Origin of the sequence: Carboxydocella sp. JDF658 (genome assembly GCF_002049395.1) — a bacterium.
In the GTDB taxonomy this organism is placed as follows: Bacteria; Bacillota.
The window spans coordinates 1-19,883 of sequence record NZ_BDLR01000031.1 but is presented as its reverse complement, the minus strand read 5'-3'; the positions used below and the strand labels follow the sequence as shown (position 1 = coordinate 19,883).

Genomic DNA, 19,883 nt, shown 5'->3' with positions numbered 1-19,883 from the left:
GACCACCCTGCTCCCTGGATCGCCGATGTGGGGACAGGCAGCGGTGCCATTGCTGTCAGCCTGGCGGTCTTACTACCCCGGGCCCGCCTCTGGGCTACCGACTACTCCGGGGAAGCCCTGACCGTGGCCCGCCTCAATGCCTGCCGTCACCGGGTAACGATACGCTGCAGCTGGCAGCAGGGGGATTTGCTGGGCCAGTGGCAGGCCACCCTGACCGAGCGCCTGGACTGGGTTGCTGCCAACCTGCCTTATATACCCCGCGGGGAACTGGGACAATTGCAGCCGGAAGTGCAGTTTGAACCGCGCCTGGCCCTGGATGGAGGCGAGGATGGCCTGGATTTGTACCGCCGTCTTTTGCCCCAGGCCTGGCGGGCGCTCAAGCCTGGCGGCAGGCTGGGCATGGAGATCGACTGCCGCCAGGGGGCAGCCCTTTCCGCTCTGTGTCGGGAGGTGGGCTGGCGGGAAGTGGAAATCGTCAAGGATTATGCCGGTCTGGACCGGTTTGTACTGGCCCGCAAACCGAAAAGGGAGGGGTAGGTGCATGGATACGCTTTGGTTAAAACCGGAAGAAATTTCTGTGGCAGCCCGGTTGTTACGGGAAGGTCAGCTGGTGGCCTTTCCTACGGAAACAGTCTATGGTCTGGGGGCCAATGCCTGGTCGGAAGAGGCTGTTGCCGGTATCTTTCTGGCCAAAGGCCGGCCTCAGGACAACCCTCTGATCGTACATATTGCCGGGCGGGCCCAGGTGGAGACTCTGGCGGCAGACATCCCTCCGGAGGCAGAAAAACTGATGGAGCGCTTCTGGCCGGGGCCGTTGACCCTGCTCTTTCCCAAAAAGGCGGAAGTGCCGGAACTGGTCTGTGCTGGCCTGGAAACGGTGGCCATCAGACAACCGGCCCATCCCCTGGCGCTGGAGTTGATCCGGCAGGCCGGGGTGCCGCTGGCGGCCCCCAGTGCCAATCTTTCCGGGCGCCCCAGCCCTACCTGTGCTGAGCATGTCTGGGAGGATCTGGCGGGCAGGATTGCTGCCATTCTCGATGGGGGCCCGGTGGGAGTCGGGGTGGAGTCTACGGTAGTAGACCTGTTAGGACCGGAACCCATGATCCTGCGCCCGGGAGGGATTACCAGGGAGGAACTGGAAGAGGTGCTGGGACGGCCGGTCCTGCTGGATCCGGCCCTGCTGGGGGCAGAGGAACGGCCTCGTTCGCCGGGGATGAAGTACCGCCATTATGCTCCTGCAGCTCCTCTGGAAGTGCTGGACGGGCCGGAGCGGGAGTTGATCTGGCAGACCATCTTGCAGGAGGCCACTCCCGACACGGGTTTACTCCTTAGTGAGGAAGGGGCAGCCTATCTGGCTGGTCGCTGTCCCGGCCAATTCCTGGTTCTGGCTCCTCTGAACCAGCCGGAAAAGGCAGCCCAGAGGCTGTATAGCGCTTTGCGCACCATGGACAAGGCCGGGGTTAAGCGCATCCTGGCCGAGGCCTGGCCCCGGCAGGGTCTGGGGCTGGCCCTGATGAACAGGATGGAAAAAGCGGCAGGAGGACAATGCCGCCGGGTGGAGGTGCAGCAGTATGAGTAAAATTCTCTTCGTCTGTACAGGCAATACCTGTCGCAGTCCAATGGCTGAGGCGCTGGCTCGCGCCCTCTGGCAGGAGGCGGGAATAGAGGCGGAATTCCTCTCCGCTGGCCTGGCGGCCTGGGGGGAAAGCCCGGCCAGTCCGGAAGCTCAGAAAGTGATGGCGGAAAAGGGTCTGGATCTATCTGAACACCGCTCCCGCAGTTTAACGGCGGAAATGGTGGCGGAAGCGGATCTGGTGCTGACCATGACCAGGGGCCATCGGGATTTAATCATCGAACGCTGGCCCCAGTTTGCCCATAAAGTCCACACCCTCTGGTATCATGCCCGGGGGGAAGATCGGGATGTTCTCGACCCCTTTGGCGGTACGGTGGAAGAGTATCGGCAGGTGGCCGGGGAAATTGAAGAGCTGCTAAAAAGGATTCTGGAGCAGGAAAAAGGCGTTTAATGTAGAATTATTGGAGGTGGTCTGATGAAAATCGCAATCGGCAGTGACCATGGCGGCTTTTTTTTAAAGGAGGAAATCAAGCGCCTGCTGGAAGAGTTGGGCCTGGAATATCAGGACTTTGGCTGTCATTCTCCGGAATCGGTGGATTATCCTGATATTGCTGAGGCTGTAGGGGAGGCAGTGGCCCGGGGTGAATACCCCAGGGGCATTCTCATCTGCGGTACCGGCATCGGCATCAGCATTGCCGCCAACAAAATTCCAGGGGTACGGGCTGCCCTCTGTCATGATACTTTTTCAGCCCGGGCCACCCGGGAGCACAATGATGCCAATATCCTCTGCATGGGGGAAAGGGTCATCGGGTTTGGACTGGCCCGGGAGATCGTCAAAACCTGGCTGGAAGGTTCCTTTGCCGGAGGCAGGCATCAGCGCCGGGTGGACAAGATCAGGCAACTGGAACAAAAACACAGCAAATAAGGCAGACAGGTAAGGGGGAAAGGTGATGAGGAAGTTTTTGCCACAACAGGATCCTGAGGTTTTTCGTGCCATTGAACTGGAATTAAACCGGCAAAGGAGCAAGATTGAGCTAATCGCTTCGGAAAACTTCGTCAGCCCGGCGGTTTTAGAGGCCCAGGGTTCGGTACTGACCAACAAATACGCGGAAGGCTATCCGGACAAACGCTACTATGGCGGTTGTGAATATGTAGATATTGTGGAAAAACTGGCCATTGAGCGGGCCAAGCAGCTTTTTGGTGCTGAACATGTCAATGTTCAGCCCCATTCCGGCGCCCAGGCCAATATGGCTGCTTATTTTGCCTTGCTGGAACCGGGGGATACGGTGCTGGGCATGAACCTGGCTCATGGTGGGCACCTGACCCATGGCAGCCCGGTCAATGCTTCCGGTAAGCTGTATAATTTCGTTGCTTACGGGGTGGAACCCGATACCGAAAAAATCAATTACGAGAAAGTGTTTGCCCTGGCTTTTGAACACAAGCCCAAACTGATAGTGGCCGGGGCCAGTGCCTATCCGCGGGTAATCGACTTCGTTCAGTTGCGGGAAATCGCCGATGAAGTGGGCGCGCTGCTGATGGTGGACATGGCCCACATAGCCGGCCTGGTGGCGGCAGGTCTGCATCCCAGTCCGGTGCCCCATGCCCATGTGGTGACAACTACCACCCACAAGACACTGCGGGGACCAAGAGGTGGCCTGATTCTCTGTCAGGCTCGCTTCGCCCAGGCTATTGATAAAGCGGTATTCCCCGGTATGCAGGGTGGACCGCTGATGCATGTCATTGCCGCCAAGGCGGTGGCACTGGGTGAGGCCTTGCAGCCCGAATTCAAAACCTATCAGGAACAGATTATCAAAAATGCCAGAGTGCTGGCGGAAGCTCTGATGGCCAAAGGCTTCCGCCTGGTCTCAGGGGGTACGGATAATCACCTGATGCTGGTGGATGTACGCAATTTTGACCTGACCGGCAAGGAAGCGGAGCACCTGCTGGATGAAGTAGGCATAACCGTAAATAAAAATGCCATCCCCTTCGATCCGGCCAGTCCCTTTGTTACCAGCGGTATCCGCATCGGTACGCCAGCGGCTACCAGCCGGGGCTTCAAGGAAGAGGACATGCGGGAAATAGCGGAAATCATTTATCTGGTGCTCAGCCGCAAGGGTGATGAACAGGCTCTGGCGGAAGGACGGGCCCGGGTCAATGCCCTGTGTGCCAAATACCCCATGTACCCTGAACTGGGATAAGGGATAGAGGAGGAATTGATTGTGGCGAAAGTGCATGTGTTTGACCATCCCCTGATTCAGCACAAGCTCACCTATATCCGGGACAAGCGGACCGGTTCCAAGGAGTTCCGGGAACTGGTGGAAGAGGTAGCCATGTTGATGGCCTATGAAGTAACCCGGGACTTACCTCTGGAAGAAGCGGAAGTGGAGACCCCGGTGGGCCCGGCCAAAACCAGAGTGCTGGCAGGCAAGAAGCTGGGAGTAGTCCCCATTTTGCGGGCCGGGCTGGGGATGGTCAACGGTGTTCTGAAACTGATTCCGGCAGCCAAGGTAGGACATATTGGCCTCTACCGGGATCCGGAAACTTTGCAGCCGGTGGAATACTATTGCAAGCTGCCCACTGATGTGCCGGAACGGGATCTGATTGTGATTGATCCCATGCTGGCCACAGGAGGTTCCGCTGCTGCAGCCATTACATTCCTGAAGGAAAAAGGGGCGAAGAACATCAAACTGATGTGCCTGATCGCCGCTCCGGAAGGGATTAGAACTGTGCAGGAAGCTCATCCCGATGTGGACATTTATGCTGCTGCCGTGGATGAAAAGCTGAATGACCACGGCTACATCGTCCCTGGTCTGGGTGATGCCGGTGACCGCCTCTTTGGCACCAAGTAGGGGGGAGTGAAGATGAATCGTCCCTCCTGGGATGAATATTTTATGGAAATAGCCCGGACGGTGGCCAGCCGCTCCACCTGCCTCAGACGGCAGGTGGGGGCGGTCATCGCCCGGGATAATCGTATTTTAACCACCGGCTACAATGGCGCTCCCCAGGGCCTGCGCCACTGCCTGGACCGGGGGGGCTGCCGGCGGGAGCAGCTGCAAATCCCCTCCGGAGAACGGCATGAACTCTGTCTGGCTGTACATGCCGAGCAAAATGCCATTATCCAGGGAGCCCTGCATGGTGTGGAACTGGCAGGGGCTACCCTTTATGCTACCACTCAACCCTGTGTCCTCTGCGCCAAGATGCTGATCAATGCCGGTATCCGCCGCATCGTTTTTCTGGGGGATTATCCCGATCCCTTTGCCAGAGAATTGCTGGTGGAAGCTGGAGTGGAGCTGTGCCGGCTGAAGGAGGAAAAACTATGTCCCAGCAGGTAGATTTCAAGGAAATTCGCCTGCCCCGCTTGCGCGGACTGGATAAGGTAACTCTGGAAAGCACTTTGATCAAGCTGGCGGAGGAACTGGGGGAACTGGCCCAGTATATCGGCAAGTTTCGCGGCCTCAATGGGGAAAATATCGAGAAACAGGAAGCCGAGGTGCTGGATGGACTGACCTCGGAATTGCTGGATGTGGCCCAGACCGCCATCACCATGATGTATGTGCTGGAAGATACCTATGGCGTGGATATTGCCGCCAAAGTTGAGCAACATATAGATAAACTCCAGCGCAAAGGATATCTCCACAAAAAATAGGAGTGAGAAGGCTTGAAAAAGGTAATGCTAATATTCGGGACCAGGCCGGAGGCCATTAAGATGGCACCTCTGGTCAAGGAATTGGCCCAAGCGGAAGGGATACAGCCCCTGGTGGCGGTAACGGCCCAGCATCGGGAGATGCTGGACCAGGTACTGGAGCTGTTCGGGATTGTGCCGGACTTTGACCTGAATATTATGCAGGCCGGGCAGACTCTCTATGATATTACCGCCCGGGCCATCAAAGGCCTGGAAGAGGTGCTGGCCCAGGCTCAGCCTGAACTGGTGCTGGTCCATGGGGATACTACCACCACCTTTGCGGCCGCTCTGGCGGCTTTTTATAAGCAAATTCCTGTCGGGCACGTGGAGGCCGGCCTGCGCACCGGGAACAAATACTCTCCCTTTCCGGAGGAGATGAACCGGCGACTGGCCGGTGCCATTGCCGACTGGCATTTTGCTCCCACTGCCACCAGTGAACAGAACCTGCTGCGGGAAGGGATACAGCCGGAACGGATTTTTGTTACAGGTAACACGGTAATCGATGCCCTGCTGCAGACGGTAAAGGAGGACTATCGCTTCCATGATGAGCAACTGGCAGCTATCCCCTTCAATCAGCGCCGGGTGCTGCTGGTGACTACCCACCGGCGAGAAAACTGGGGTGAGCCCTTGCGGCAGGTTTACCTGGCCCTGCGCCAGCTGGTGGAGGAATTTTCCGATGTGGAAGTGGTTTTCCCGGTCCATAAAAACCCTGCGGTACGTCAGGTGGTGGAGGAAGTATTAGGAGGGGTGGAACGGGTTCATCTGGTCGAGCCCCTGGATTATGAACCCTTTATTAACCTGATGGCCAGGTCTTACCTGGTGCTGACTGATTCCGGGGGGCTGCAGGAGGAAGCTCCCAGTCTGGGCAAACCGGTGCTGGTCCTGCGGGATACCACCGAACGGCCGGAAGCGGTGGTGGCAGGGACAGTACGGCTGGTCGGTACTGACCGGGAGCGGTTGTATGCCAATGTGAAGGAACTGCTTACCGTTCAGGAGGCGTACCAGCGCATGGCCCAGGCGGTCAATCCATACGGTGACGGGCAGGCATGCCGGCGAATTAAACAAGCAATTGACTGGATTTTCGGTTTTTCCGACCAAAAACCTGCAAAATATGACTATTCAGTATAATTGTATAAAAAAAAGTCCAAAATTTCTTCGTCTGGAAAAAGGATTTTTCGCAATTACATAGAATATTATTGCTTGGTAATATCGGGTCAAAAAAGGACCCTCGTCGAGCGCCGACCCGTCCGGGAGGCAAAAGCATGGCTGAAAATGGCAATTGGCAGGATGTGAAGGCCCTTGGTGTGATCATGTCTCTGGGCGGTACTATAGCTGGAGGCGTACTGGTAGGCTTCTGGCTGGGCCGCTTTCTGGACAGGAAACTCCATACTGAGCCCTGGTTGACGGTAGTCATGCTCTTAGTAGGGATAGCAGCTGGTTTTAAAGCAGCCTATGATGCCATGACCACCGTTCGGAAGGGGGATGAATGATCCCCGTGCTAACCGATCTTTATCACAGCAAAGGTAAACGCAATTTAGGATTGCTGTTAGGCCTGATAGCTGTCATCTTACTTGCAGGCGGAGAGCGGTTGGCAGCATTGGGCTTCTTTTTTGGCTTTCTTGCTGGCTGGCTCAATTTGCTGGCTCTGCAGTGGTCATTAGGCCGGGCCCTGAATTTAAAAGGGGCAGGCCGGGTAAAGATTTATGTTTTTCTCTCCTACACCCTCCGCTGGTTAGCCCTGGGAGCGGTGACCTATGGAGTGATATCTGCAGGAGGTCGCAAGGCTGGGATAGCCTTTTTGCTGGGGCTGGCAGCTCTAAAGCCTTTGCTCTTTTTCAATTTTAGAGAGGTAAGAAATATCAGGAAAAAGGAGGTGGATGAGGATGTTCGGTAGTGCTGAAGCTCTTTTTCACATCGGCCCCCTGGAAGTAACCAAGTACACAGTAACAGCCTGGGGAGTTATTGCGTTACTGGGCCTGATCAGCTGGTTAGGGACCAGGAACATGCAAAAACAACCATCAGGTCTGCAGAATGTGCTGGAGCTGTTTGTAGAAGGGTTGTACAACTTCTTTGAGGGCATGCTGGGCCCGGAACGGGTAAAACGCTATTTTCCGCTCCTGTGCACATTCTTCCTGTTTATCCTAACCTCGAACTATGTGGGGCTGTTGCCGCTGTCCGGCCATGAAGGGCCCTATATTCCGCCGACAGCTACCTTGAGTACCACGGCGGCTCTGGCAATCATTGTTTTCTTTTCTACCCATATTTTCGGGATGATGACCCATGGAATCGGTTATTTCAAACATTTTGTTCAGCCCATGGCCTTTATGCTGCCACTGAATATTGTCGAAGAAATCGTCCGCCCGGTCTCGCTGGCCATGCGTCTTTACGGGAATATTTTCGGGCACGAGCTGGTAGTAGGTACTTTGCTGGCTTTGGCTCCCGCCATTGTTCCCGTGCCGATGCAGCTTTTAGGGGTTTTGACAGGGGCTATCCAGGCTTTCGTCTTTACCCTGCTGGCTGCCAGCTACATCGGTGGTGCTACCGAGAAGCACCACTAACGAAGTTCGAGGTTCGAACTTTGGGCAGTAATCCTAAGCCTATAAACCAATGAGGCTGTTTAGAAGCGAGTATGGCAAGGTGCCAACAGCGGAGAGGCCGGAGGCGTACTGGAAGTGCGTCGAGGACCTCGGAGCTGGTGGCAACGCAGCCAGACGAAGCCTATAAACAACCGAACTAACCCGGCGTACTGATCCCTTAATCATAATTCCATACAACTTGTAGCCACCTTGGAAAGGGGGGAAACGGAATGGTAGCAGGTCTGATTGCTATCGGCGCTGGTCTGGCTGTTGGTATTGCAGCTGTTGGCGCTGGTATTGGTCAAGGTATCGCTGCTGGCAAAGCTTTTGAATCCATCGCTCGTCAGCCTGAAGTCACCGGCACTGTCCGGACCCTGTTGTTCATCGCCTTGGCATTTATGGAAACTCTGACCATCTATGGTCTGGTAGTAGCACTAATGCTGGTTACTGGCAAAATGTAAGGCGAGAACATTCAGCAGGCGGGGGAGGTCTAACCTCCTTCCGCCTGCAATGGTACCTTGACCCTCACTGAAAGGAGGCAATTGGCTAATGGAATTTAATCTCTCGACCTTTGTCTGGTCGTTTATCAACTTTTTTGTCCTCTTAGCCATTTTAAATAAATTACTCTATAAACCGATGTTGCAAATGCTGGAGGAAAGAAAGAAAACCATTTCTGAATCCATGCAACAGGCTGAGCAGGCAAGGGCCGAAGCCGAACGGATTAAGCAGGAATATGCTGAACAACTGGCTCAGGCCAAGAAGGAATCCCAGGAAATCATCGCCCGGGCTGAGCGCATGGGCGAGGAAATGAGGGAAGAGCTGGTGCGCAATGCCAGGGCTGAAGCCGATAAGGCCCTGAAAGCAGCCCAGGAAGAAATCGCTCGCGAAAAAGCCAAAGCTGTTGCCCAGCTGCGGGCTGAAGTGGCTAACCTGGCGGTGCTGGCGGCCGGCAAGGTGGTGGGCAAGTCCATCACCGTCGAGGACCATGAAAAAATGGTCAAGGAATTCATCGATGAGGTAGGGGATCTCCCATGCTAAACAAGGCAGTAGCCCGCCGCTATGCTGCCGCTTTTTTCAGCCTGGCTCTGGAAAAAGGGCTGATCGACAGCCTGGAGCAGGAGCTGGCCCAGGTAGTACAGACGGTGGAAGAGAATCCTGAATTGCAGCGTTTCCTGGACAACCCGATGGTGGTTGTGGCGGAAAAGAAGAAGCTCGTTGATGAGGTTTTCGGCGGCCGGGTGTCCGACCTGACCCTGGATTTCCTGAAGGTGGTACTGGACAAGCGGCGGGAAGCCTATCTCAAGGAAATTTACAATGAGTATGTGAAACGGGCCAATGAAGCCCGCAATCTGGTGGATGTGGAAGTTACCTCGGCCAGGGAGCTGTCCCAGTCCGACCTCACTGCCCTGGAAGCCCGCCTGGTCAAATTGACCGGCAAGCAGGTACGGATTACCACCAAGGTGGACCCGGCTCTGATTGGTGGTCTGGTGGTACGCATTGGGGACAAGGTAATCGATGGCAGTGTAACCAAGCGGCTGGAGCTCCTCCGGGAAGCTCTTTTGCAAGCATAAGTTGAAGAGTTAGGGGTGAGCGAGTACAATGTCTATCCGTCCGGAAGAAATCAGTTCCATTATTAAACAACGGATTGAACAGTACCGCACCGATGTGGCCGTTACTGATGTAGGAACGGTTATTCAGGTAGGTGACGGTATTGCCCGGGTTTATGGTCTGGAAGAATGTATGGCCGGTGAGCTACTGGAATTCCCAGGCGGCATTTACGGCATGGCCCTCAACCTGGAAGAGGATAATATCGGTTGCGTTATTCTCGGTCCTTACACTGGTATTAAAGAAGGCGATACCGTTAAGCGTACCGGTCGTATCGTTGAAGTACCGGTAGGGGAAGCCTTGATTGGTCGGGTGGTCAATGCTATGGGTCAGCCGATCGATGGCAAAGGCCCCATTGTCACCGACCGCTATCGTCCAGTTGAACGGGTAGCACCTGGTGTTATTACCCGTAAATCAGTGCATCAGCCTCTGCAAACCGGTTTGAAGGCTATTGATAGTATGGTCCCCATCGGTCGGGGCCAGCGGGAGCTGATCATCGGTGACCGCCAGACCGGTAAAACTGCTGTTGCTATCGATACTATTATTAACCAGAAGAATACCGATGTAATCTGTATATATGTGGCTATTGGACAAAAAGCTTCCACTGTAGCCAACGTGGTCAAGACACTGGAAGATCACGGTGCTATGGATTACACCATCGTTGTGGCTGCTACCGCTTCTGAACCTGCACCGATGCTCTACATTGCTCCCTATGCCGGCTGCGCTATGGGTGAAGAGTTTATGGAGCAGGGCAAGCATGTGTTAATCGTCTATGATGACCTGTCCAAGCAAGCTGTGGCTTACCGGGAATTGTCCCTCTTGCTGCGCCGTCCTCCCGGCCGGGAAGCTTATCCGGGTGATGTTTTCTACCTGCATTCCCGTTTGCTGGAGCGGGCTGCTAAATTGAATGATGAACTGGGTGGCGGTTCCCTGACCGCTCTGCCGATTATCGAAACCCAGGCTGGTGACGTTTCCGCCTACATTCCGACCAACGTTATTTCCATCACTGACGGTCAGATCTTCCTGGAGTCCGACCTGTTCTATGCTGGTATCCGCCCGGCTATCAACGTCGGTCTCTCTGTATCACGGGTTGGTGGTGCCGCTCAGATCAAGGCGATGAAGCAGGTTGCCGGTACTCTGCGTCTGGACCTGGCCCAGTACCGGGAGCTGGCTGCATTCGCTCAGTTCGGTTCTGACCTGGATAAGGCCACCCAGGCCCGGCTGCTGCGGGGTGAAAAACTGGTTGAACTGTTGAAACAGCCTCAGTATAAGCCCATGGCCGTTGAAGACCAGGTTATGTCCATCTTCGCTGCCGTCAATGGCTACCTGGATGATGTGGAAACTTCCCGGGTCCTGAAGTTCGAAGAAGAATTCCTGAAGTTCATGCACAGTCAGAAGGCGGACATCGTTGAGGCCATTCGCGAACAAAAGACTCTGACTGATGAGATTAGAGAAAAACTGAAAGCCGCCATTGTCGAGTTCAAGAAGATGTTCTAAGCTGTCCCGGTCTGAATGGGACGAAAAAGGTGGTGAACAGCAGGAATGCCCAGCATGCGGGATATTAAACGACGCATCAAGAGTATCAAGAACACAGAACAGATCACCAAGGCCATGAAGATGGTGGCGGCAGCCAAGCTGCGCAAGGCCCAGGATAAAGTGTTTCAGGCCCGGCCTTATGCCAGGGAACTGGCTGGCACCTTGAGCCGGTTGGCCGGCGCGGCTCTGGACTCCACCCATCCCCTGATGGTAAAACGGGAAGTAAAGAAAGTGGCTTTTGTGGTGGTTACCGCTGACCGCGGTCTGTGTGGTGGATATAATGCCAATATCATCCGGAAAGTGCGGAGTGAAATCAGTGCTTTCAATGATGTCAGTCTGATTTGCGTAGGCCGCAAGGGCCGCGACTTTTTCCGCCGTATTGGTGTGCCCATCATTGCAGAGTTTACCGGTCTGGGGGAAGAGGCTCGCTATCAGGATGCCAAGCTGATTGCGGAGACCATTGTGGACTTATATCTTAAAGGGGAATTTGATGAAGTTTATGTCGTCTATACTGAGTTTTTCTCCGCTCTGACCCAGAGACCGAAAACCATCAAGCTCTTGCCTGTGGAGGCCCCGGCGGAAGAAGGAGCCAAAGTCGACTATATTTACGAGCCCAATGCGGAAACCGTGCTGTCGGCCTTGTTGCCCAAGTATCTCAATACCACCATGTTCAGGGCCATGCTGGAGGCCAAGGCTTCAGAACATGGTGCCCGGATGACTGCTATGGGTTCAGCAACCGACAACGCCAAGGAAATGATCGCCAAGTTAACCTTGAACTACAACCGGGCCCGGCAGGCCGCCATTACCAAGGAGATTTCCGAAATCGTGGGTGGCGCTGCCGCTCTGGAATAAACGCAAGGAGGGAAATGGCTGAATGAACGTCGGTAAAGTCAAGCAGGTTATCGGTCCCGTCGTTGACGTGGAATTCGAGCCTGGCAAGTTGCCTGCTATTTATAATGCTGTTATCATTCGCAGTGCCGACCAGGATAAGCCCACTGCTTATGATATTGATTTGACCCTGGAAGTTGCCCAGCACCTGGGGAACAATGTGGCTCGCTGTGTTGCCATGTCTTCCACCGACGGTCTGGTTCGGGGCATGAAGGCCATCGATACCGGCGCTCCTATCAGTGTGCCGGTAGGTCCTGTTACCCAGGGCCGGCTCTTCAATGTTCTGGGTAAGGTGGTTGACGGCAAGGAGCCCGTTAAATCCGATAAATACTATCCCATTCACCGTCCGGCTCCGACCTTTACCCAGCAGTCCACCAAGGCGGAAGTGCTGGAGACCGGGATCAAGGTCGTTGACCTGCTGGCCCCCTACCTGAAGGGTGGTAAGATCGGTCTCTTTGGCGGTGCCGGTGTTGGTAAGACCGTTTTGATCATGGAATTGATTAACAACATCGCCAAGCAACACGGTGGTATCTCCGTTTTCGCCGGTGTAGGTGAGCGGACCCGGGAAGGGAACGACCTCTACCATGAAATGATGGAATCCGGCGTTATCGACAAGACGGTGATGGTGTTCGGTCAGATGAACGAGCCGCCGGGCGCCCGTCTGCGGGTAGGTCTGACCGGTTTGACCATGGCTGAATATTTCCGGGACGAAGAAGGCAAGGACGTGTTGCTGTTTATCGATAACATCTTCCGTTTCACCCAGGCCGGTTCCGAGGTGTCCGCTCTCTTAGGCCGGATGCCGTCTGCCGTGGGTTACCAGCCCACTCTGGCTACCGAAATGGGTGCTCTGCAGGAACGGATTACCTCTACCACTAAAGGGTCTATCACCTCCGTCCAGGCTATCTACGTGCCGGCGGACGACCTGACTGACCCTGCTCCGGCCACAACCTTCGCTCACCTGGACGCGACCACCGTTTTGTCCCGTTCCATTGCCGAGCTGGGGATTTATCCGGCTGTGGACCCGCTGGATTCCACGTCCCGGATTCTGGACCCCAATATCGTAGGTCAGGAGCATTATCAGGTAGCCCGGGGTGTGCAGAAAGTGCTGCAGCGTTATAAGGAACTGCAGGACATCATCGCTATTCTGGGTATGGACGAACTGTCCGAAGAAGACAAGCTGACCGTAGCCCGGGCCCGGAAGATTCAACGTTTCCTGTCCCAGCCCTTCTTCGTGGCTGAAGCCTTCACCGGTACTCCTGGTAAATATGTGCCTTTGAAAGAAACCATCCGTGGCTTCAAGGAAATCATTGAAGGTAAACACGATGACCTGCCGGAAGCAGCCTTCTATATGGTCGGGACCATTGAAGAAGCCGTGGAAAAGGCCAAAACCCTGTAAGGATGTGACGGAAAATGGCCGAGAATACCATTAAACTGGAAGTGGTTACTCCTGACCGCAAGGTGGTTTCCGAGGAAGTGGAGATGGTGGTAGCGCCGGCGGCCGAGGGTTACCTGGGCATTCTGGCCAACCACGCTCCCCTGATCACCAGCTTGCAGATCGGTGTCCTCAAGTACACTGCTGGTGGTCAGGAGCAGAAACTGGCCATCAGTGGCGGCTTCCTGGAGGTAAAAGATAACCGGGCGGTGGTGCTGGCTGAAGCAGCAGAACGTCCGGAAGAAATCGATGTGCAGCGGGCGCTGGCAGCTAAAGAGCGGGCCGAACGCCGTCTGGCTGAACGCTCAGCTGACATTGACATGGTGCGGGCTGAGGTTGCCTTGAAGCGAGCCCTCAACCGCCTCAAAGTTGCAGGTAAAATAGAATAGGTATCGACAACCGGCACAGTATGTGCCGGTTTGTTTTCGGAAAATAGTTCGTGTCAGAACTAATTTTAAGGGGTGGGAATATGGCTGCCAATAGAAAAACACTGCTGGTGAGTATTTTTCTGATGATGGTTGTAGTCCTGGCCGGGGTCAGCGGTTATTACTGGTATGAAAATACCTACTTTGTCAGTACGGAAGATGCCCGCATAGCCGGAGACATAGTTAAGGTATACCCGCTGCTTGTGGCCAAACTGGCGGAAGTTAGGGCTGCCGAGGGCCAGAAAGTGGTAAAAGGAGAAGTGCTGGCCCGGCAGGAACTGAATAACCTCCCGGACAGCAGTGCGGAACAGACATTGCTGCGCGCACCGGTGGATGGCATTATTATCAGGAAGCAGGGAACAGAGGGAGAAGTGGCAACACCAGGACAGGCTGTCTTCTGGCTGGTTGACCCCCATAAACTCTATGTGTCGGCTAATATAGAGGAGACGAAGATAAGCAGGATTAAACCTGGACAACTGGTGGAAGTTACTCTCGACCTTTACCCCGGGCGGACTTTCAACGGACGGGTGCAGGAAATCGGACAGGCTACTACTGCTACCTTTTCGGTTTTACCCCAGACGACCAGCAGCAATTTCACCAAAGTTTCCCAGAAAGTGCCGGTAAAAATTCAGCTCACTGACCTGGAGAATTTACAATTGATACCTGGCACCAGTGCTGTGGTTAAAATCAGGGTCAGGTGATGAATGGTGACAGGAAGAAGGATTGATAACAGCAGAAAGTGGCTGGTTCTGGCGGTGCTGGTGCTGGGAACATTTATGGCTATCCTGGATACCAGCATTGTCAATATAGCCATTCCCAAGATGATGGCCGTGTTTGGCGTAGGGACAGAGCAAATTCAATGGGTACTTACGGCTTATATGCTGACCATGGGGGCCATTATTCCCCTGACCGGATATTTAAGCGATAGGTTTGGCAGCAAAAAAGTATATATTTGGGCCCTGATAGCCTTTACTCTGGGTTCAGCTTTTTGTGGCCTGGCCTGGAGCAACCCTTCCATGGTAGTGGCCCGGGTTATTCAGGCTCTGGGTGGAGGCATGATCATGCCTGTCAGTATGAGCATCCTCTATCAGGTTATTCCCCAGCAGGAGCGGGGGTTGGCGCTGGGGATCTGGGGAATTGCCGCCATGGCGGCACCGGCTATTGGCCCAACGTTGAGCGGCTATATTGTCGAGCATCTGGACTGGCGCCTGATTTTCACCATCAATATCCCCGTCGGGATTGTGGCCGTGATTTTTTCGTTTATCCTCTTACCGGAGATACCGCGCCGCCCGGTGGGCAAGTTTGATTACCTGGGCGTACTCTTTGCTTCTGTGGGTTTGGTGTCTATTCTCTATGTTCTGGGTGAGGGGGCTTCTATTGACTGGAATGATATTAAAAACATCTTTTTACTGATTTTCGGCGGATTTTTCCTCCTGCTCTTTACGGTTAATGAATTAACCCACAGTGACCCTTTGCTGGACTTGCGGGTATTAAAAATAGGGCCTTTTACCTTGAGTATTGTGATAGCAAGCATCACTAATATCGCTTTGTTTGGCGGGATTTTTCTACTGCCACTATTTTTGCAAAATTTGCGGGGATATACGGCAATGCAGACCGGGATTATCATGTTTCCGTCGGCAGTGGCTACCGGGCTGATGATGCCCATTGGCGGTAAACTCCTGGACCGCCTTGGACCAAAACCAGTAGTGATACCAGGCCTGGCCATCCTGGCTCTGGCAACCTACGAACTGGCTCACTTATCGATGGAGACACCGCAAACCACCATTACCTGGTTGCTGGTCCTGCGGGGCCTGGGACTGGGTCTGGCCATGATGCCGGCTTCTACGGCGGGCATGAACGCGGTACCTTTGCCGCTGGTGGCCCGGGCTTCCGCTCTCTCCAACGTGGTGCGCCAGGTGGCAGGCTCACTGGGAATCACTATTCTCACCACATTTATGCAGAGAAGACAGGCTCTGCATTACAGTGAACTGGCTGCCCGGGTGACGGAATTTAATGGCCAGGAACTGTATCTATACTGGCTCTACGGCTCGGTACAGAAGGAAGCCTTGATTACAGCTATCAATGATACACTGGCACTGACGGCTGTTATCAGCTGTGTTGCCCTGTTTTTTGCCTTCTGGCTGAAAAAGGGGCAAACCCCTGCCGGCAAGGAACAGGTGATAATCAGTGAGTAAAGAAAAGCGAACAGTACAGGCAGAGGAAATTAACTTGCTCCTGAAAAGCATTATCGGGCATTTTCGCAAATTTGTCTCCAACCATATTAAAGACCTGGGTTTGACTGTTCCTCAGTTACTATTGTTGCGGGTCCTCTACCAGCAGCCGGAACAGACCCTTTCGGAATTATGCCAGCAGCTGGGATTGGCTAAAAGCACTGTTTCCGATCTGGTAGATCGCCTGGAAAAACAGGAACTGGTTGTCAAGCGCAGAGGGGAGCAGGACCGGCGCACCGTCAGGATCAGCCTGGCGGAAAAAACCATGGCTCTGGGGGAGACTATCCAGGCCATCAAAACCGACTACTGGTCTGCCTTGCTCAGTCAGCTGACACCTGCCGAAGTGGAAGAAATTTTACGGGCTCTGCGCAAGCTGCAGGGATTAATTTCTGCCTCCCCTTCTCATACTAAGGGCGAGGTGAAAGTTCATGATAACAGAGGACAAACAGGCGCAACAGGAACTGGCCCAGCTGGCCTTCAATCTGGGGGAGTTTCCTGACCAGGTACTGGTTCGTCTGACCGATGATGAAGTAAAAGCGAAAGGCATTGACCCCCGCGTTAAAGCGGCTCTACAACAGCCCGAAGCTAAAAGAATGCTATTGCGGGCCCGGCTGCTGGAGGAAGGATATAAGTACTGGGAGCTGGCAGAGCAGGCAGGGGTGGAACCGGTAGTGGTGGAAGACCCTGGCTTTCACCCTGATACGGGTTTAGTTGTGGTCCGGGATTAAATTGATGTTTAAATCCTCCTTTTAGCGGGAACACTATCAGTAACGAATAGGATTCCTGAGGAGAAGGAGGAAGGCAAATGCGCAGATTTCTGGTGCTGCTGGGTCTATTATTGGCAGCGGTCTGGCTGGTAAAACACCCAGTCCTGCCTACCCTGGGACAGGGGTTGAGCGGGGAGAACAAACTGATTCTGGCTTTTCGGGAGAGCAAGGCGCGCTTTGAGGACTACACCATTAATGGCTGGGCCAGGGTGAACCGGAAATTTATGACCTTTGCGGAAATGGAGGAACTGGCCTGGCAGGCAGCAAGGGTATTTCCCTATCGGGAAGGGAACCTGCGTCTGGACAAACAGGAGGACACCGGTTTTCGCAGTTTGCGCCTGGCTGGCAAGCTGGGGGAAAAAACGGAACTGGAAATCTGGATCCAGTCCATGGCCGGGGTTAAAACCAGGATAGGCCAGGAGGAAACCGGTCAGGAAGCAGAAACTTATGCAGTTATTACTATTAAAGAACTCGGGGACCTGGATAAACTAAGTCAGGATCGGCTCACAGTGGATGCTGCTTTCAAGAGAATCGCAAGTAGTGCCAAAGTGTCCGAGGTAGTGGCCGGCTGGTTGCCCCAGCTAGTAGACCAGCAGCAGGGGCGGGAAATCGTTGCCTCTATCTTTAAGGAACTGGATGGTAAAAAAATCGAAGGGTATGAAGAAGGGGCAGTGGTCAGCTGGACCGGTTATAGTGATGAACTCAAGGATAACCTGCGCCTGGGCAACCGGGTGGTTAATCTGAATGTGGCGGTTCGGACTGTTCCAGGAGAACGACGCAGCTACCTGGTGATTGGCACACCTTTGATTACTACTGAATATTAATGAATTAATACAGGAGCAGAGGAAGGAGGGGCGCCGGTGGAACGACTGGTAATAACCGGTGGTACCCCATTATCCGGCCGGGTTCGGGTAGGAGGCGCCAAAAATGCTGTCCTGCCCATCCTGGCCGCTTGTCTCTTGACTGACCAGGTCTGCCAGCTGGAGGATGTTCCCCGGCTGGCTGATGTCCGCACCATGCTGATGGTATTAAGCCGGCTGGGGACGGAAGTGGCCTGGGTTGGACATTCTCATACCCTGGTGGTCAAGACGCCGAGGTTGGAAACGGGAGAAGCACCTTATGAATATGTACGGCAAATGCGCGCCTCTATTCTGGTGATGGGGCCGCTCCTGGCCCGATTGGGTTATGCCCGGCTTACCCTGCCGGGGGGATGTGCTATTGGGAGTCGCCCCATAGACTTGCATTTAAAGGGGTTTCAGGCACTGGGGGCAGAAGTGAGCTGGGGGCCAGGTCAAGTGGAAGTAAGATGCCAGCGCCTCAAAGGGAATACCGTCTACCTGGATTTTCCCAGTGTAGGGGCAACGGAGAATATCATGCTGGCAGCTACCCTGGCGGAAGGGACAACAATTATTGAAAACGCTGCGGAAGAACCTGAAATCGTGGACCTGGCCCTCTTTCTCAATGCCATGGGGGCCAGAATCAGCGGGGCTGGCACAGCGGTGATCAAGATCGAGGGTGTAAGTAAACTGCAGGGAGCCAGGCATACTGTCATCCCTGACCGCATTGAAGCCGGCACCTTTCTGGTGGCAGGAGCGATTACTGGCGGGGAAATAACAGTGGAAAATGTGATTGTGGAACACATCAAGCCGGTGATTGCCAAACTGCAGGAAGCAGGGGCGGAAATCACGGAGACGGCCCAGGGGCTGCAGCTAAAAGCCCCGACCCGCATTAAGGCCACTGACATCAAGACTTTGCCCTATCCCGGGTTTCCCACCGATATGCAGGCCCAGATGATGGCCATGCTGACTCTGGCTGAGGGTACCAGTGTGATTACCGAAACCGTTTTTGAAAATCGCTTTATGCATGTTGATGAACTGCGCCGCATGGGAGCGGATATTAAAATCGAGGGTCGAACCGCAGTGGTTCGCGGGGTGGGACAGCTGCTGGGTACCCAGGTTAAGGCTACTGACCTGCGAGCGGGGGCGGCCCTGGTCCTGGCCGGGCTGGCGGCCCGGGGGGAAACGGAAGTCATCCATTTACATCATATTGACCGGGGTTATGAACGATTTGCGGAAAAGTTACAAAGACTGGGAGCTAAAATCAACCGCCTGCGCATATAATTTTCCCGGGAGGGGAAGACATGCGCAAAGGCGGTCTTTTTTTATTGTTACTGACCACTATCCTGTTTTTACTGCCGATTATCATCGGCTGGATGCTGTACAGGCAGGAACCTGGTTTGCCTGGACCTGAAATCAAAATCTACAGTCACCGAGAACAAAAGGTGTTGACTCTGAGCCTGGAGGAATATGTAGTGGGTGTGGTAGGGGCAGAAATGCCGGCGGCTTTTCACCCGGAGGCTCTAAAAGCCCAGGCGGTAGCGGCCCGGACTTACGCCTGGGAAAGGCTGCAGCGGGCCGGGGAACTGGGGGATTTTGCCCATGACCATGGCGGGGCCGTCCTCTGTGATGACCCGACCCACACCATGGCCTGGCTGGAGGAAAAGGAAATACTGGCCAAATGGCCCCGCAGCCAGGCAGGACGCTATTATCAGAAAATCCGGGAAGCAGTCAGCGCTACTGCCGGACAAATACTTCTCTATCAGGGAAAACCCATTCAGGCTCTTTTTCATGCATCCTGTGGCGGGCTGGGCACGGAATCAGCGCTTGAAGTCCGGGGGCAGGATATTCCCTACCTGGCAGGAGCAGCCTGTCCGAAAACTGAGGCTCAGGATTTTCCGCCTCAGCGTCAGCGTGTACCGGCAGCCATCAGTGTCCTCAGTACCAGTCAGCATGGCACAGTGCTGCAGGCTCAGGTTAATGACCGTTCGGTAGCAGGAAGGGAGATCCGTAATCGCTTTCAGCTGCCATCAGCCCGCTTCCGGGTGCTGGAGGTAAGGGCCGGGGTAAGTTTGCTGGAAATCAGCGGTTATGGCCATGGGCTGGGGCTATGCCAGCGGGGGGCCAATCTCTGGGGCCAGCAGGGCTGGGATTATCAGCGGATATTGCAACATTATTACCAAGGGACAGAAATAAAAAAATTGTATTGACTTTCTGAAAACGTTTTCCTATAATAAAATTAGAAAGGGGGAGGGTAATGCCAGTAACGATCAAAGATGTTGCCAGAGAGGCGGGAGTATCGGTTTCTACCGTTTCCCGGGTACTAAATAAC

Annotated in this window: 27 protein-coding genes; all 27 read left to right on the top strand. The window is 54.4% G+C overall.

Annotation, left to right across the window (positions count from 1 at the left end; translation table 11 throughout):
- A partial coding sequence (locus JDF658_RS06010) for a HemK/PrmC family methyltransferase (protein WP_143311960.1) occupies positions 1-537 on the top strand: 537 nt, incomplete at its 5' end.
- Between the two features lie 4 nt (positions 538-541).
- Complete coding sequence (locus tag JDF658_RS06005; protein ID WP_079906813.1) at positions 542-1,579, top strand: L-threonylcarbamoyladenylate synthase; 1,038 nt, start codon at positions 542-544, stop codon at positions 1,577-1,579.
- Positions 1,572-2,024 carry a low molecular weight protein arginine phosphatase gene (locus JDF658_RS06000; protein ID WP_078666135.1) on the top strand — a complete coding sequence of 151 codons (453 nt, stop codon included), beginning with the start codon at positions 1,572-1,574 and terminating at the stop codon, positions 2,022-2,024. Before JDF658_RS06005 ends, JDF658_RS06000 begins: the two co-directional genes overlap by 8 nt.
- 24 nt (positions 2,025-2,048) lie before the next feature.
- A complete protein-coding gene (rpiB, locus tag JDF658_RS05995; RefSeq protein WP_078666134.1) occupies positions 2,049-2,498 on the top strand; it encodes a ribose 5-phosphate isomerase B in 450 nt (149 codons plus the stop codon).
- A gap of 25 nt (positions 2,499-2,523) precedes the next feature.
- Positions 2,524-3,771 carry a serine hydroxymethyltransferase gene (gene glyA / locus JDF658_RS05990; RefSeq protein ID WP_079906812.1) on the top strand — a complete coding sequence of 416 codons (1,248 nt, stop codon included), beginning with the start codon at positions 2,524-2,526 and terminating at the stop codon, positions 3,769-3,771.
- A 21-nt stretch (positions 3,772-3,792) separates the two neighbouring features.
- On the top strand, positions 3,793-4,422 hold the full coding sequence (gene upp / locus JDF658_RS05985) for a uracil phosphoribosyltransferase (RefSeq protein ID WP_079906811.1): 630 nt from the start codon (positions 3,793-3,795) through the stop codon (positions 4,420-4,422).
- 12 nt (positions 4,423-4,434) lie between these two features.
- Positions 4,435-4,905: a cytidine/deoxycytidylate deaminase family protein gene (locus tag JDF658_RS05980; protein ID WP_079906810.1), complete on the top strand. Its 471-nt coding sequence runs from the start codon at positions 4,435-4,437 to the stop codon at positions 4,903-4,905.
- Positions 4,890-5,219 carry a MazG-like family protein gene (locus JDF658_RS05975; protein WP_079906809.1) on the top strand — a complete coding sequence of 110 codons (330 nt, stop codon included), beginning with the start codon at positions 4,890-4,892 and terminating at the stop codon, positions 5,217-5,219. Before JDF658_RS05980 ends, JDF658_RS05975 begins: the two co-directional genes overlap by 16 nt.
- A 12-nt stretch (positions 5,220-5,231) precedes the next feature.
- Positions 5,232-6,383, top strand: coding sequence for a non-hydrolyzing UDP-N-acetylglucosamine 2-epimerase (gene wecB / locus JDF658_RS05970; protein WP_079906807.1), 1,152 nt, complete (start codon positions 5,232-5,234; stop codon positions 6,381-6,383).
- Positions 6,384-6,517: 134 nt separating this feature from the next.
- Entirely contained in the window at positions 6,518-6,745 is a 228-nt protein-coding gene (locus tag JDF658_RS05965) for an AtpZ/AtpI family protein (RefSeq protein ID WP_078666128.1), read from the top strand.
- Complete coding sequence (locus JDF658_RS05960) at positions 6,742-7,149, top strand: ATP synthase subunit I (protein ID WP_078666127.1); 408 nt, start codon at positions 6,742-6,744, stop codon at positions 7,147-7,149. The genes JDF658_RS05965 and JDF658_RS05960 overlap by 4 nt, the downstream gene beginning before the upstream one ends.
- On the top strand, positions 7,139-7,813 hold the full coding sequence (atpB, locus tag JDF658_RS05955) for a F0F1 ATP synthase subunit A (protein WP_078666126.1): 675 nt from the start codon (positions 7,139-7,141) through the stop codon (positions 7,811-7,813). The genes JDF658_RS05960 and atpB overlap by 11 nt, the downstream gene beginning before the upstream one ends.
- Before the next feature lie 248 nt (positions 7,814-8,061).
- Positions 8,062-8,292, top strand: a complete 231-nt coding sequence (atpE, locus tag JDF658_RS05950; protein ID WP_078666125.1) for an ATP synthase F0 subunit C — start codon at positions 8,062-8,064, stop codon at positions 8,290-8,292.
- Between the two features lie 88 nt (positions 8,293-8,380).
- Positions 8,381-8,869, top strand: coding sequence for a F0F1 ATP synthase subunit B (gene atpF / locus JDF658_RS05945; RefSeq protein WP_078666124.1), 489 nt, complete (start codon positions 8,381-8,383; stop codon positions 8,867-8,869).
- Positions 8,863-9,402 carry a F0F1 ATP synthase subunit delta gene (locus JDF658_RS05940; RefSeq protein WP_078666123.1) on the top strand — a complete coding sequence of 180 codons (540 nt, stop codon included), beginning with the start codon at positions 8,863-8,865 and terminating at the stop codon, positions 9,400-9,402. Before atpF ends, JDF658_RS05940 begins: the two co-directional genes overlap by 7 nt.
- A gap of 28 nt (positions 9,403-9,430) precedes the next feature.
- Complete coding sequence (atpA, locus tag JDF658_RS05935) at positions 9,431-10,933, top strand: F0F1 ATP synthase subunit alpha (protein WP_078666122.1); 1,503 nt, start codon at positions 9,431-9,433, stop codon at positions 10,931-10,933.
- A 45-nt stretch (positions 10,934-10,978) separates the two neighbouring features.
- The gene (atpG, locus tag JDF658_RS05930; protein WP_078666121.1) at positions 10,979-11,824 is read left to right on the top strand and encodes an ATP synthase F1 subunit gamma; all 846 of its coding nucleotides are present in this window, start codon (positions 10,979-10,981) and stop codon (positions 11,822-11,824) included.
- 22 nt (positions 11,825-11,846) lie between these two features.
- On the top strand, positions 11,847-13,256 hold the full coding sequence (atpD, locus tag JDF658_RS05925; RefSeq protein WP_078666120.1) for a F0F1 ATP synthase subunit beta: 1,410 nt from the start codon (positions 11,847-11,849) through the stop codon (positions 13,254-13,256).
- Positions 13,257-13,270: 14 nt separating this feature from the next.
- Complete coding sequence (locus JDF658_RS05920) at positions 13,271-13,681, top strand: F0F1 ATP synthase subunit epsilon (RefSeq protein ID WP_079906806.1); 411 nt, start codon at positions 13,271-13,273, stop codon at positions 13,679-13,681.
- Positions 13,682-13,761: 80 nt separating this feature from the next.
- A complete protein-coding gene (locus JDF658_RS05915; protein ID WP_079906804.1) occupies positions 13,762-14,418 on the top strand; it encodes an HlyD family secretion protein in 657 nt (218 codons plus the stop codon).
- 3 nt (positions 14,419-14,421) lie between these two features.
- Positions 14,422-15,912, top strand: a complete 1,491-nt coding sequence (locus JDF658_RS05910) for a DHA2 family efflux MFS transporter permease subunit (protein ID WP_079906803.1) — start codon at positions 14,422-14,424, stop codon at positions 15,910-15,912.
- The gene (locus JDF658_RS05905; RefSeq protein WP_079906802.1) at positions 15,905-16,447 is read left to right on the top strand and encodes a MarR family winged helix-turn-helix transcriptional regulator; all 543 of its coding nucleotides are present in this window, start codon (positions 15,905-15,907) and stop codon (positions 16,445-16,447) included. The genes JDF658_RS05910 and JDF658_RS05905 overlap by 8 nt, the downstream gene beginning before the upstream one ends.
- Complete coding sequence (locus JDF658_RS05900; RefSeq protein ID WP_079906800.1) at positions 16,377-16,676, top strand: DUF1694 domain-containing protein; 300 nt, start codon at positions 16,377-16,379, stop codon at positions 16,674-16,676. The genes JDF658_RS05905 and JDF658_RS05900 overlap by 71 nt, the downstream gene beginning before the upstream one ends.
- 77 nt (positions 16,677-16,753) lie before the next feature.
- A complete protein-coding gene (locus tag JDF658_RS05895) occupies positions 16,754-17,539 on the top strand; it encodes a YwmB family TATA-box binding protein (protein WP_079906799.1) in 786 nt (261 codons plus the stop codon).
- 36 nt (positions 17,540-17,575) lie between these two features.
- Positions 17,576-18,835: a UDP-N-acetylglucosamine 1-carboxyvinyltransferase gene (gene murA, locus JDF658_RS05890; RefSeq protein WP_079906798.1), complete on the top strand. Its 1,260-nt coding sequence runs from the start codon at positions 17,576-17,578 to the stop codon at positions 18,833-18,835.
- A 20-nt stretch (positions 18,836-18,855) separates the two neighbouring features.
- Complete coding sequence (locus JDF658_RS05885; protein ID WP_079906796.1) at positions 18,856-19,761, top strand: SpoIID/LytB domain-containing protein; 906 nt, start codon at positions 18,856-18,858, stop codon at positions 19,759-19,761.
- A gap of 47 nt (positions 19,762-19,808) precedes the next feature.
- On the top strand, positions 19,809-19,883 hold a 75-nt coding region (locus JDF658_RS05880; protein WP_143311961.1), incomplete at its 3' end, for a LacI family DNA-binding transcriptional regulator.